Genomic DNA, 11,525 nt, shown 5'->3' on the forward strand with positions numbered 1-11,525 from the left:
CGTTCAGTGCGGATGGCGCTCGAACCTCGCCCGGCGTCGCGGGGATCAGTCAGCGTTCTGGGCCGCAAACCACATGTATCCGCCCTGGTCCCAGAGTTGCGACAGGGTCTGGTCGGCTTGCCAGGCCGGATATTGCCGGTGGATCGCCTGGTAGTCGGCGACAAAGCGCGCGGCCTCCTCGCCTTCAAGATGGGCCACATAGAAGTCGCGCTTCGAACGCAGCACGAACGCGGTCCGATCGGGAGATGCCAGCAACTCGAACCTCTCGCCGCCGCAAACGAGGCTCATGGGCGCCGGCTCGTTCAGGGCCGCGTTTGGCCCGTGCAGGACTTCGGCCAAGGTCATTTTCGCCTGGTCCACTGCACAGCCGGCGAATTTGGATGCCCTGTTCATGTCGCTCTCCATGTGTGTTCGCTGAAGTCCATCAAATTCCGTGCCACATGGCTCGCGCGCTCCGATCCCAGTGAACGATGGATGAGGTTGCGCGGTTTGCTTCCATCAATGACCGCATGGCGACGTTGCCACAGCGCTGCCGGATTCCGCACAAGGATGTGGAACCGGGCAGGCGACTAAAGAGTCCGCTCGCGCGTGCTTGCGCGATTCTTGCAAGGCTGGCGTCGACCTGTCGTGAAGGAGGGCAGCATGGAACAGAGTACCGCCTATGCGATCTGTCGTTTCAGCGATATTCCGAGCCAGCGCGCGCGCGGCTTTCACCTCCTGATCGTCGGCGAGGACGGCGCGCCGCAGCCGTGGCCGATCGTCATTGTGCGATGGGGCAGGCAGGTCTTCGGCTACGTCAACAAGTGCCCGCATCACGGGGTGAATCTCGATTGGGAACGCGACCAGTTCCTCGACGCGAACGGCACCCGCCTGATGTGCGGCAAGCACGGTTCGACCTTCGAGCTCGGCGCCGGCACCTGTGTCGAGGGTCCCTGCAGGGGGAAGGGGCTCACGCCGATCGCACTTGCGGTGCTCGACGGTGACATCTGCGTCACCGGAGTGACGCTCGTCGAGGACGACGAGGCCTCTGATGAAGCCCCATGACGCGTCGAATGAGGCGGGACTCAAACCGGCCGGTTCTCGTTGCGATTCCTCACCGGCTCCATCCGCGCCAGGCCTTCTTCAAAGCTGATCTCCTCATATGACGCGTCGATGTCCTTGGCGGCATCGAGCAGGTAATCGAGCTTTCCGGCCGTATTGAGCTTCTTGACGTCGTTCTTGTCGACGCCGGCCAGATCCATCATTTCCTTCCACACCGTGGATTCGTCGCAAGGCAGAATGCGGAAGGTGATGTCGCCGATCCTGGTGCGGTATTTCGCCAACAGGTCGATGTTGTTGCAGAACATGAAATAGCTGCCCTGCGGACTCAGCGCACCGTGCAGCACCTTTGCGACATCGCCGAGCCAGGCGAACGAATGCAGATAGCCGGCTAGCACCGGAATGGTGTCGTCGCCTTCCTGCGCGACGGTGAGGACCTGTTCGATGGAATATTCCGGCGGGCGCTTTTCGTCCGCGAGCTGGGTCTGGAATTTCAGCGCGATGTCGCCGCGAAAGCCGAAGCGGCCCGGCTTGGTCGTGCCGCCCTTCAAGACTGCATTGAAAAGCCGTCCCTCGTGATCCAGCCGCCCAAGGGGCGTCTTCTCGATTGATGTCATGAAATGCACTCCTCGTCCGCTGTGCTCGAGGAGGGCTATGCAAGTTGTTTGCCGCAGCGCCCAACCATGCAGCAAATGATGAAAACACTGCGTTTTTGCACCGACCGCGCATCGAGCCGGCGTTGCGCAGCGAGCAGCTTTGTCGGAAACCCGACACGCGTCGCGAAGGCAACAGGCAGTAAGCGAGAAAGGCCAGCATTATCAGCTGTGTGTCGGCTGGCACGGGACTTGCCAATTTGCCTCTCAGCGAACCCAGGCAATGAGGGGTCAAGCGATGATCAACCTGACGGACAGCGCCGTGAACGCGGTGAAGAGCGCGATCGCCTCGTCGGCGCAACCGGCAGCCGGCTTGCGGATCATGGTCGAAACGGGCGGCTGCGCCGGATTCAAATACATGATGGGTCTCGCCGAAGAGGCCAAGCCCGACGACACCGTGATCGAGCACGAGGGCGTCAAGGTGTTCGTCGACAACAAGAGCCACGAGCACCTCGCCGGAACCACCATCGACTTCGTGGTCGCGCTGGAAGGATCGGGTTTCACCTTCGACAACCCGAACGCGAAATCGAGCTGCTCCTGCGGCAAGTCGTTCAGCTAGTCCAACAACAGAATTGATCCGCGACCTTGGAGAGAGAGAGCAACCATGCTGGTCGAATCCGAACACCTGAAGCAAGCGCCAGCCCCAGAGCCGACCAATCGCGAGCAGATCGTCCGCGCCGTGCTCGACGAGGTAAGGCCCCATCTCAAGCGTGACGGGGGTGATTGCGAGTTGATCGAGATCGACGGCAACAAGATCATGGTCAAGCTCACCGGTGCCTGCGTGTTGTGCAAGCTCGCCAGCGCGACACTGGAAGGAATCCAGGGAAAACTCATCGAGCGGCTCGGCGAGTTCGTTCGCCTGATCCCGGTCGCCGGAGCGGCAAAGCCCCGGCATTGAAAGAGGCGGTTTCGTGCGGCCGATCTACCTCGACAACAACGCGACGACGCGCACGGATCCCCGAGTCGTCGCCGCCATGCTGCCGTTCTTCACCGAGCAGTTCGGCAACGCTTCCTCCTCCCATGCCTTCGGCGGCGAGGTCGCCGGCGCGGTAAAGCAGGCGCGCAAGCAGCTGACAGCGCTGCTCGGTGCCGCCTCCGACTCCGAGATCGTCTTCACCTCGGGGGGCACCGAATCCGATAATACAGCCATCCTGTCGGCGCTCGCGGTGCAGGAAGGTCGCTACGACATCGTCACCACTGCGGTCGAGCATCCGGCGATCCTGTCGCTGGTCGAGGAACTCGCCGGCCGCGGCGTCAAGACCCATGTCGTCCCTGTCGATGCGTACGGACGGCTCGACATCGAGGCTTATCGGCGCGCGCTTTCGCCGCGCACCGCGATCGCCTCGGTCATGTCGGCCAACAACGAGACCGGCACGCTGTTTCCGGTCGAATTGCTGGCCCAGATGGCCCATTCAGTCGGCGCGATGTTTCACACCGATGCCGTGCAGGCGGCCGGCAAGGTGCCGGTCGAGCTCAAGAATACCGAGATCGACATGCTGTCGCTCTCCGGACACAAGCTGCATGGACCGAAGGGGACCGGTGCGCTCTATGTGCGCAAGGGCATTGAGTTCAAGCCGCTGATCTTCGGCGGGCCGCAGGAGCGACGCCGTCGCGCCGGCACCGAGAACGTCCCCGGCATTGTCGGACTGGGCGAGGCGGCCGAGATCGCCGCCGCGCAGCTTGACCGGGAGCGGAGCCGGATCGGCGCGCTGCGCGACCGGCTGGAAGCGGGGATCCTGCGGCTCGGTCACTGCATGGTGCTGGGCGATACCGGGAGCCGGTTGCCCAACACCTCGAATATCGCCTTCGAGCATCTCGAAGGCGAAGCGATCCTGCACCATCTGAACCGCGCCGGTATCGCCGCCTCCCTGGGCTCGGCCTGCGCGTCGGGTTCGATGCAGCCTTCCCATGTGCTGCGGGCGATGAACGTGCCGGGAGCCTGGCTGCGCGGCGCGATCCGCTTCTCGCTGTCGCGAGACAACACGGTCGGGGAAATCGATCACGTCCTGCAGGTGCTGCCGGAAATTCTTCAGAGGCTGAAAGCATTGTCACCTTCGTGGCAGGAGCGCGCGAGCGTTATGCCAACCAACGCCTCTCGATCCACGGAGATGATCCTATGAAAGTCATGATACGCCGCTCTCCGGAGATGGGGCTGTCGATCTACGTACCGAAGAAGGATCTCGAGGAGCCGATCGTGGAATTCCAGCACGAGACGCTGTGGGGCGGCTGGATCAAGATCGCCAACGGCTGGGTGCTCGATCTGCCGGAGATGGCGGCCGATACCGCGCTTCCGATCACCATCAATGCCAGGAAGCGCGGCGAAGACGGCGGGGAGCGATGAACGCCGCGGTCCCGAGCATCGATTTCGCAGGTCCGGCCGACGCCGAGGCGATCCTCCGTGATGTCGGCGCGCGCCTGCGCGAAGGCCGTGTCATTCCCTATCTTGGGACCGGTGTCACCGAACTCGCAAAGCCGGGCGTGCCAATGAATTTCGAGGCGCTCGCGGCCTTCTTCGGCGCCAAGGTCGCACTGCCGCGCCGGGCCAAGGGCAATGCCTGGGCCGCGGCGCAGCATATCGAAAGCACGCGCCACCGCGCGACGGTGACGGCGCTGATGGCTGACGCGTTTGCGTCACCAGTCGAGCCGACGCCGTTGCACCATCATCTCGCCGCGCTGCCGCTGCCGCTCATCGTCGACAGCTGGTATGATGGCGCGATACGTGCCGCACTGTCAGACCGCAGCGACTGGGGCGAGATCCAGGGCATCACCCGCGCCGGCATCGGCGAAGACCGCTGGTACCGGTTCTATGACGTCGCCGGCCGGGAAGCTGACCGCACCCAGGCGAAAGGCTGGGCCACCATTCTTTACAAGCCGCACGGCAGCATCGTGCCGGCCAAGAACTTCCTGATCTCGGATGCCGACTATGTCGAGGTGCTGACCGAGATCGACATCCAGACGCCGATCCCCGAAGAGGTGAAGGAGCGGCGGACCGGACGCAATTTCCTGTTCCTCGGCTGCCGCTTCAACGACCAGCTGCTGCGCATTTATGCGCGCCAGGTGTCGAAACGGTCGACGGACATCCATTATGCGACCGTCGAGCCCGACGCGCTGTCCCGGAACGAGCTGCGCTTCCTGGTCGAGCAGGGCATCACCCCGCTGGCCATTCCGCTGGCGCGTGCGGCGGAGATCCTGATCGCGGGCTGAGCTTTCACCTCACCCCCGCTTGCAGGGAGTACAGCTGCGCGACCCCTGTCATGTTTGCAACAGCGCGCACCCGAAGCCTTTCTTCATGTTGGCAACGCGACATTCGCCCCAGCCCCGCTAAATCATTGAGACAAAGCAGGAAAGCCGGCCTGCGCGGCCATGGCATGCGAGTTGCTAATCCCTCCTGCGTGGGCTTCTCGGAAGTCGGGCTCCGGGAGACCTGTTCGCCTGCAGGGAGAACTGGGCATGGACGCGTCAGCGCAACACGGTGCAAGCACGGGCGGCAACGTTGCCGAGATCGGCGAGATCATGCAGGTGATCGCCGAACACAAGGGCTGCGGCACCACGAGCGGCAAAGGCAAGGCTGCTTGCGGCTCGGCGGCGGGGCAGGGCGACCTTCCGGCCGAGATCTGGGAGAAGGTCAAGAACCATCCCTGCTACAGCGAGGAAGCGCACCACCACTACGCCCGCATGCATGTCGCGGTCGCGCCGGCCTGCAACATCCAGTGCAACTACTGCAATCGCAAATACGACTGCGCCAATGAATCGCGCCCGGGCGTCGTCAGCGAGAGACTGACGCCGGAGCAGGCAGCCAAAAAGGTGGTGGCGGTCGCCTCCACCATCCCGCAGATGACCGTGCTTGGCATCGCCGGTCCCGGCGATCCGCTCGCCAATCCGGAAAAGACCTTCAAGACGTTCGACCTCGTCAGCAAGGCCGCGCCCGACATCAAGCTGTGCCTGTCGACCAACGGGCTTACGCTGCCCGATCACGTCGACACCATCTCCAGGTTCAAGGTCGACCACGTGACGATCACCATCAACATGGTTGATCCGGAGATCGGCGCCAAGATCTATCCCTGGATCTTCTACAACCACAAGCGCTACACGGGCGTGGAAGCCGCCAAGATCCTCACCGAGCGTCAGCTCAGGGGGCTCGAAATGCTCACCGAGCGCGGCATCCTGTGCAAGGTCAATTCGGTGATGATCCCCGGGGTCAACGATCAGCACCTGGTCGAGGTCAACAAGGCGGTGAAGTCGCGCGGCGCCTTCCTGCACAACATCATGCCGCTGATCTCTTCCCCGGAGCACGGCACGGTGTTCGGACTGAGCGGCCAGCGCGGCCCGACCGCACAGGAATTGAAGTCGTTGCAGGACGCCTGCGAAGGCGAGATGAACATGATGCGGCACTGCCGCCAGTGCCGCGCCGACGCGGTCGGCCTGCTCGGCGAGGACCGCAGCGCGGAGTTCACCACCGAAAAGATCATGGCGATGGAGGTCGAGTACGACCTCGATACGCGCCAGGCCTATCAGGCCAAGGTCGAGGAGGAGCGCGTCGCCAAGGTCGCCGCCCGGCAGGACGAGCTCGCGGAGCTCGCCGGAGCTGCGAGCGACATCAAGGTGCTGGTGGCGGTCGCGACCAAGGGCTCGGGCCTGATCAACGAGCATTTCGGCCACGCCAAGGAGTTCCAGATCTACGAGCTGTCGACCGCGGGCGCGAAATTCATCGGGCATCGCCGCGTCGATATGTACTGCCAGGGCGGTTATGGCGAGGAGGGCGGGCTCGAGACCGTCATCCGCGCCATCAACGACTGCCATGCCGTGTTCGTGGCCAAGATCGGCGGCTGCCCGAAGGCAGATCTGACCAAGGCCGGAATCGAGCCGATCGATCAATTCGCCCACGAGTTCATCGAGAAGTCGGCGATCGCCTGGTTCAAGGCCTATCTCGGCAAGATAAATGCCGGCGAGATCCAGCACGTCGAGCGCGGCGACGCCGCGATCCGCCAGGGCGCGTTGATTACGGCAGCCTGAGCGGAGCCGGGAGAGAGCGATGCCGTTCAAGATCATAGCGTCCCAATGCACCAGCTGCTCGGCCTGCGAGCCGGAATGCCCGAATGTTGCGATCTCGGAGAAGGGCGGCACCTTCGTGATCGATGCGAAGAAGTGCACCGAATGCATCGGCCATTTCGACGAGCCGCAATGCGTCGCGGTCTGTCCGGTCGACAACACCTGCGTCATCGACGCCTCGCTGCCGCGCTACCAGGCGCCCGCGTGAGGAGGGAGGGATGATCTTCACGATGTATGGGCTGGAGACTTCGGCATGAGCAATATCGTTCGTGACAGCGACGTCGTCGAGCTGAACGATCCGCCGGTTTTCAATTATGGCGAGAAGGTGCGCGCCCGGCGTACGGTCCGCAACGACGGCACCTATGCCGGCAGGGAGATCGGGGACGTTCTCGCGAGAAAAGGCGAGATCGGCTATGTCGTTTCGATCGGCACCTTCCTGCAGCAGTTCTACATCTACGGCGTCGAGTTCCTGGACAGCGGCAATCGCGTCGGAATGAAGCGCAAGGAGCTCGAGCTCGCCGTTCCCCGCGAGGACCTCGAAGACCTGCCTTTGCCGGAAGGAACAGTCGCATGATCGAGCCGAGGCTGCCGAAATACCAATGGGGCCAGCGCGTGAAGGCGCTGGTCGACCTGCGCAACGATGGATCGTATCCCGGGGCGCCGGCCGAAGCCCTTTTGATCGGCGTCGGCGGCATCGGCGAGATCGTCAACGTCGGACGGCATGCCGAGGCCAACCTGCCGATCTACCTCGTCGAGTTCGGCCAAAGGTTTGTGATCGGCTGCCTCGAGGACGAGATCAGCCCGATCTAGGGGAATGCGCCGATGACCGCTGCAGCTCTCGGAAAGTTGGTGTCTCCCTTGCCTGCGCATCCCAACGAGCTCGACCGCCGGCGCATCGAGCGCGCGCTTCAGTCGCGGCGGCGCTACCGCTACGTGCTGCCGGACGTGGTCGCCGTTGCCGACGGCTATCGCATCCAGAGCCCGTGCTGCTCGCGCAACATCGACGCCGACGGCGGCGTCATCGACATCGCGCTGCTGCATCATGATCGATCGAGCTGCACCTGGCAGCTGTTCCGCAAGGATCACACGACAAACGCGTGGGAGCTGTACTCGATGCATCATCGGCTGGCCGAGCTGACGGAAGAATTGAACGCCGATCCGAGGCGGGTGTTCTGGCAATAGGGATTTCACGATGGCGCTGGCTGCGAACGAATTGGACGAAATCGAAAATGTGCTCTCGGCGCCCGATGCGCCATCGCAGGCCTATGTCGAATTGCGCAGGAAGTTTCCGCATCTTTCCTGGATCCGCTGCGACGCCTCCGACGTGACGGAGGTGCCGTTTCGCAGCTTTCGCGAATTCGACCTTCATCTCCTCGACAGCAGCGGGCATTGCGCGCAGATCACGGCGGACCTGGCTCGGGCGACCGGCCTCGTGCTCGCGCGGCGGACGCCATGATCGACCCTGCCGTCGCCTGTGATGGTCGCGAGACGCCGGTTCGGAGCAGCGAATCGTTCATTCCGCTGTCCGATCCCGATGTCACCATGGTGGAGATCGAGGCGGTAGAAGCTGTGCTCCGTTCGCCGCGCCTCTCGAACGGGCCGGTCGCGGAAGCGTTCGAAGCCGCCTTCGCCGCCTGGCTCGGCCGCAAATATGCAGTCGCGGTGCCGAGCGGCACGATCGGCCTCCTGGTCGCGCTCAAGGCTTACGGCATCGTCCCGGGCGATGAGGTGATCGCCTCGTCCTATTCGTTCCGCGAGACGGCGCACGCGATCAGCCTCGCCGGCGCGCGTCCGGTCTTCGCCGATATCGACTACTGGTCGGGGACGCTGGCGCCGCAAAAGGTCGAAGAGCGCATCACGGCGAAGACGCGCGCGATTGTCGCCTGCAACAACAACGGCCATCCCGCCGCATGGTCGGAGCTGCGCGCGATCGCGGAACGGCATCAACTGCCGCTGATCGAGGATTCCACCGAAGCCATCGGCTCGCGATACAAGGGAAAGCTCGTCGGCAGCTTCGGCGACCTTGCCGTCTTCGATTTTTCCCAGCCTTCGCTGCTCACCTGCGGCGAGGGCGGCATGGTCGTGACCGACGATATCGACATTGCGGTGGCATTGCGCCGCCACCGCTCGCATCGCCTGAGCGAACGCGGTTCCGTCGTTGTCAGCGCCGCCGCGCCCTATCAGGCGCAGATCAGCGACGTCTCGGCGGCGCTCGGGCTCGCCCAGCTCAACCGCATCGACGAAATCATCGAGCGCCGCGGGCTGGTGGAGCAGCTCTACCTGCGCCACGTGCAGTCGTTCGAGGGCATCAAGCCGCCCTACATCGCCCCTGACGTGACCGAGGTGAATTGGTTCCTCTACGTCGTGCATCTCGGCACCCGCTTCACCCGCTCCAGCCGCGATGCCATTGCCGACGACCTCCGGGTCGAGCAGGTCGAGGCTACGGCCTACAGCCAGCCGCTTCACCTGCAGCGACATTATTTGGATCTCGGCTATCGCCGCGGCGATCTCATGGTCACGGAGAAGATCGGCGACCGTGCGGTGGCGCTGCCGTTCCATACCCATCTGACCGACGACCAGATCGCCTTCATCGTCGAGACCATGAAGGACGCCTCGATCAACGTCGGCGCCGGAGCTGCGATCTACTGAAAGCTGACGAAGAGGCAGCCGCATGACATCCGACGAGATCGAGGTCTTTGTGATCTGCGCCGCCGCCGACATCGAACGCGGCGGCGCCAGGAGTTTCAGCCTGTCGCGCATCGACGAGGCCGGCGAGAGCCGGCCGTTCCCGATCATGGTAATCCGGACCCACGACAATGACTATTTCGGCTACGCCAACAGCTGCCCGCACGATGGCGTCTGGCTCAACATCGGCGGCGGCGACTTCTTCACGCCCGACCGCGGGTTTCTCAAATGCGGCCGGCATGGCGCGACCTTCGAAATCGACAGCGGCCTTTGCATCGACGGGCCCTGCCGGGGCGACAGCCTGCGGCCGGTCGCGCTCGTCGTGGTCGGCGGTGAGCTGTGCCTGTGCGGCGTGCGGCTGGTCGAGGACGATTGGCCGATGCACGACGATGATGACGAGACGATGGACATCATGATCCACCCGGACTAGTCCGGGACTTCCAGGAGACCACTTTCGCGCGCCACGGGCTGGATTTGTCCGAGATCAAGGCCCGCGCGCGCCGGCGGAAGCTATCTTCTGCGAGCTTGGACGCCAGGGCGTCCGGCCCGCGAAACCCGCGACAACATTGAGCATCAGGACAGAGGATGAGCGAAACGGCGGTTATTTCATTGTTCGATCGGATCGGCGGTGCCTCCGCCATCGATCGGCTGGTCGAGAGTTTCTATCAGCGAATGGATGCGCTGCCCGAGGCGAAGGTCATCCGCGCCATGCATCCGGACGACCTTGCCAGGACCAAGGATATCTTGAAGCGCTACCTCAGCGAATGGACCGGCGGCCCCAGGCTCTATTCCGTCGAGAGGGGGCATCCCCGCCTGCGACAGCGGCATTTCGGCGTTGCCATCGGTGAAGCCGAGCGCGACGCCTGGCTGCTTTGCATGCGCGGTGCGCTGAACGAGACGGTGAAGGACGCCGCGGCCCGCCAGGAGCTCGATATCGCAATGTCGCGTCTCGCCGACTGGATGCGTAATCAGATCGACAACCCGCACGATGCGGCGCATGGCGGCTGCGGGGGCCATTGCGGAGGCGGCGGCGCGCAGCACTAGTCCGCAAGAGCAGCACACCATCACGGCTCAGGGCATGACGCTGAGCTGGATCAGCGGAGCCGCGGCGGCGCGCCCGAGGACGGTGTCGACCTTCCTGCGCACGGCCTGCACTGTCAGCGGCTTGACCACGGCGCCATGCGCGCCGGCTCTCATGGCTTCGATCGCAATGGCCTCGTCGGCCTTGCCGGTGACGATGAGAATGCGCACCCCGGGGAAATTCCCCGACAATTCGGCGACAAGCTCCGTGCCGTGATCCTTCACAAAGGACACGCCGAGCAGCACGACGTCGGGCTTCAGCCAATCGACGCCCTTGGTGTAGGCCTCCTCCAGGCTGGCGAGCTCGTGGGTCTCGATTTCATCGTGCAGCATGAACTGCAGCGCGGCCCGGCTGATCTCGTCCTCCTCGATCACGAAGACGCGACGCTGGTCCATGACCTTGGCTGTCTCGACGCCGATCTGCATTTTGCTCTCCCAGGAAATCGCGTCCGGCACGCTCCGCAAAGGAGGTAGCAATTTCCATTCCACGGCGGCCGATATCGACGCCGCAAGCCGTCCTCCTGAGGCGAATATCGCGCTCGTCTTGTCCGGTTTCTGACAGGGCCTTGAGGCCTGTCGCGTTCGACACAGACGGCGCCGACGGCGGAATCGCATGTTTTTCGAGCTTGCTCAGAGGCTTAGCGTTGGCAGCGGCGAGTGGCACGCCGGTTGCTATTTGAACTCAGCAACTACGAGTGAGGGCTGAGGGCGCGCCTACGCTGACGGCGAGCGATGCTCTCCTTCCCGTAACCCGTGTGCCCGCTTCTGCGACAGAAGCAAAATCTCGCGCGTCCTTTTGCGCGCGAAATCTTTGGCAATCGGTTGATGGAGAGCAACATGTCTTCACTGAGACAAATCGCGTTTTACGGCAAGGGCGGCATCGGCAAGTCGACGACGTCGCAGAACACCCTGGCGGCACTGGCCGAGATGGGCCACCGCATCCTGATCGTCGGCTGCGACCCCAAGGCGGACTCCACCCGGCTCATCCTGCACGCCAAGGCGCAGGACACGATCCTGAGC

Annotated in this window: 19 protein-coding genes; 16 read left to right on the forward strand and 3 right to left on the reverse strand. The window is 63.7% G+C overall.

Annotation, left to right across the window (positions count from 1 at the left end; all coding sequences use genetic code 11):
* Positions 1–45 precede the first annotated feature (45 nt).
* Positions 46–393, reverse strand: a complete 348-nt coding sequence (locus HY852_RS03850) for a hypothetical protein (RefSeq protein ID WP_291602784.1) — start codon at positions 391–393, stop codon at positions 46–48.
* A 249-nt stretch (positions 394–642) separates the two neighbouring features.
* Here HY852_RS03850 and HY852_RS03855 point away from each other — a divergent pair, with 249 nt between their 5' ends.
* Positions 643–1,044, forward strand: coding sequence for a Rieske 2Fe-2S domain-containing protein (locus HY852_RS03855; protein WP_291602785.1), 402 nt, complete (start codon positions 643–645; stop codon positions 1,042–1,044).
* A gap of 20 nt (positions 1,045–1,064) precedes the next feature.
* Here the strand turns inward: HY852_RS03855 and HY852_RS03860 are convergent, their stop codons facing one another.
* Positions 1,065–1,655 carry a hypothetical protein gene (locus HY852_RS03860; protein ID WP_291602786.1) on the reverse strand — a complete coding sequence of 197 codons (591 nt, stop codon included), beginning with the start codon at positions 1,653–1,655 and terminating at the stop codon, positions 1,065–1,067.
* Positions 1,656–1,929: 274 nt separating this feature from the next.
* Between HY852_RS03860 and HY852_RS03865 the strand changes: the two genes are divergently transcribed.
* The 14 genes from HY852_RS03865 (at position 1,930) to HY852_RS03930 (ending at position 10,469) form a co-directional block, all read left to right on the forward strand.
* The gene (locus HY852_RS03865) at positions 1,930–2,250 is read left to right on the forward strand and encodes an iron-sulfur cluster assembly accessory protein (protein ID WP_291602787.1); all 321 of its coding nucleotides are present in this window, start codon (positions 1,930–1,932) and stop codon (positions 2,248–2,250) included.
* A 45-nt stretch (positions 2,251–2,295) separates the two neighbouring features.
* Entirely contained in the window at positions 2,296–2,589 is a 294-nt protein-coding gene (locus tag HY852_RS03870) for a NifU family protein (RefSeq protein ID WP_291602788.1), read from the forward strand.
* Positions 2,590–2,602: 13 nt separating this feature from the next.
* Positions 2,603–3,811, forward strand: coding sequence for a cysteine desulfurase NifS (nifS, locus tag HY852_RS03875; protein WP_291602789.1), 1,209 nt, complete (start codon positions 2,603–2,605; stop codon positions 3,809–3,811).
* Positions 3,808–4,032: a putative nitrogen fixation protein NifT gene (nifT, locus tag HY852_RS03880; protein WP_291602790.1), complete on the forward strand. Its 225-nt coding sequence runs from the start codon at positions 3,808–3,810 to the stop codon at positions 4,030–4,032. Before nifS ends, nifT begins: the two co-directional genes overlap by 4 nt.
* The gene (locus HY852_RS03885) at positions 4,029–4,895 is read left to right on the forward strand and encodes an SIR2 family protein (RefSeq protein WP_291602791.1); all 867 of its coding nucleotides are present in this window, start codon (positions 4,029–4,031) and stop codon (positions 4,893–4,895) included. The genes nifT and HY852_RS03885 overlap by 4 nt, the downstream gene beginning before the upstream one ends.
* A 246-nt stretch (positions 4,896–5,141) precedes the next feature.
* Positions 5,142–6,704 (forward strand): nitrogenase cofactor biosynthesis protein NifB, encoded by a 1,563-nt coding sequence (gene nifB / locus HY852_RS03890; protein ID WP_291602792.1) that lies wholly within the window; start codon positions 5,142–5,144, stop codon positions 6,702–6,704.
* Between the two features lie 19 nt (positions 6,705–6,723).
* A complete protein-coding gene (locus tag HY852_RS03895) occupies positions 6,724–6,948 on the forward strand; it encodes a 4Fe-4S binding protein (RefSeq protein WP_291602793.1) in 225 nt (74 codons plus the stop codon).
* 45 nt (positions 6,949–6,993) lie between these two features.
* A complete protein-coding gene (locus tag HY852_RS03900) occupies positions 6,994–7,314 on the forward strand; it encodes a nitrogen fixation protein NifZ (RefSeq protein WP_291602794.1) in 321 nt (106 codons plus the stop codon).
* The gene (locus tag HY852_RS03905; protein ID WP_291602796.1) at positions 7,311–7,550 is read left to right on the forward strand and encodes a nitrogen fixation protein NifZ; all 240 of its coding nucleotides are present in this window, start codon (positions 7,311–7,313) and stop codon (positions 7,548–7,550) included. Before HY852_RS03900 ends, HY852_RS03905 begins: the two co-directional genes overlap by 4 nt.
* A 12-nt stretch (positions 7,551–7,562) precedes the next feature.
* Entirely contained in the window at positions 7,563–7,922 is a 360-nt protein-coding gene (locus HY852_RS03910; protein ID WP_291602797.1) for a DUF3024 domain-containing protein, read from the forward strand.
* Positions 7,923–7,932: 10 nt separating this feature from the next.
* Entirely contained in the window at positions 7,933–8,196 is a 264-nt protein-coding gene (locus HY852_RS03915; protein WP_291602798.1) for a hypothetical protein, read from the forward strand.
* On the forward strand, positions 8,193–9,389 hold the full coding sequence (locus HY852_RS03920; RefSeq protein WP_291602799.1) for a DegT/DnrJ/EryC1/StrS aminotransferase family protein: 1,197 nt from the start codon (positions 8,193–8,195) through the stop codon (positions 9,387–9,389). Before HY852_RS03915 ends, HY852_RS03920 begins: the two co-directional genes overlap by 4 nt.
* 22 nt (positions 9,390–9,411) lie before the next feature.
* On the forward strand, positions 9,412–9,855 hold the full coding sequence (locus HY852_RS03925; protein WP_291602800.1) for a Rieske 2Fe-2S domain-containing protein: 444 nt from the start codon (positions 9,412–9,414) through the stop codon (positions 9,853–9,855).
* A 155-nt stretch (positions 9,856–10,010) separates the two neighbouring features.
* Positions 10,011–10,469 (forward strand): group II truncated hemoglobin, encoded by a 459-nt coding sequence (locus HY852_RS03930; protein WP_291602801.1) that lies wholly within the window; start codon positions 10,011–10,013, stop codon positions 10,467–10,469.
* Between the two features lie 27 nt (positions 10,470–10,496).
* On the opposite strand, the gene HY852_RS03935 is transcribed toward HY852_RS03930, so the two are convergent.
* Positions 10,497–10,931, reverse strand: coding sequence for a response regulator (locus HY852_RS03935; protein ID WP_291602802.1), 435 nt, complete (start codon positions 10,929–10,931; stop codon positions 10,497–10,499).
* A 411-nt stretch (positions 10,932–11,342) separates the two neighbouring features.
* On the opposite strand from HY852_RS03935, the gene HY852_RS03940 reads away from it, so the two are divergent.
* On the forward strand, positions 11,343–11,525 hold a 183-nt coding region (locus tag HY852_RS03940), incomplete at its 3' end, for an AAA family ATPase (protein ID WP_291602803.1).

Source organism: Bradyrhizobium sp., assembly GCF_016213215.1.
Classification (GTDB): domain Bacteria; phylum Pseudomonadota; class Alphaproteobacteria; order Rhizobiales; family Xanthobacteraceae; genus Bradyrhizobium.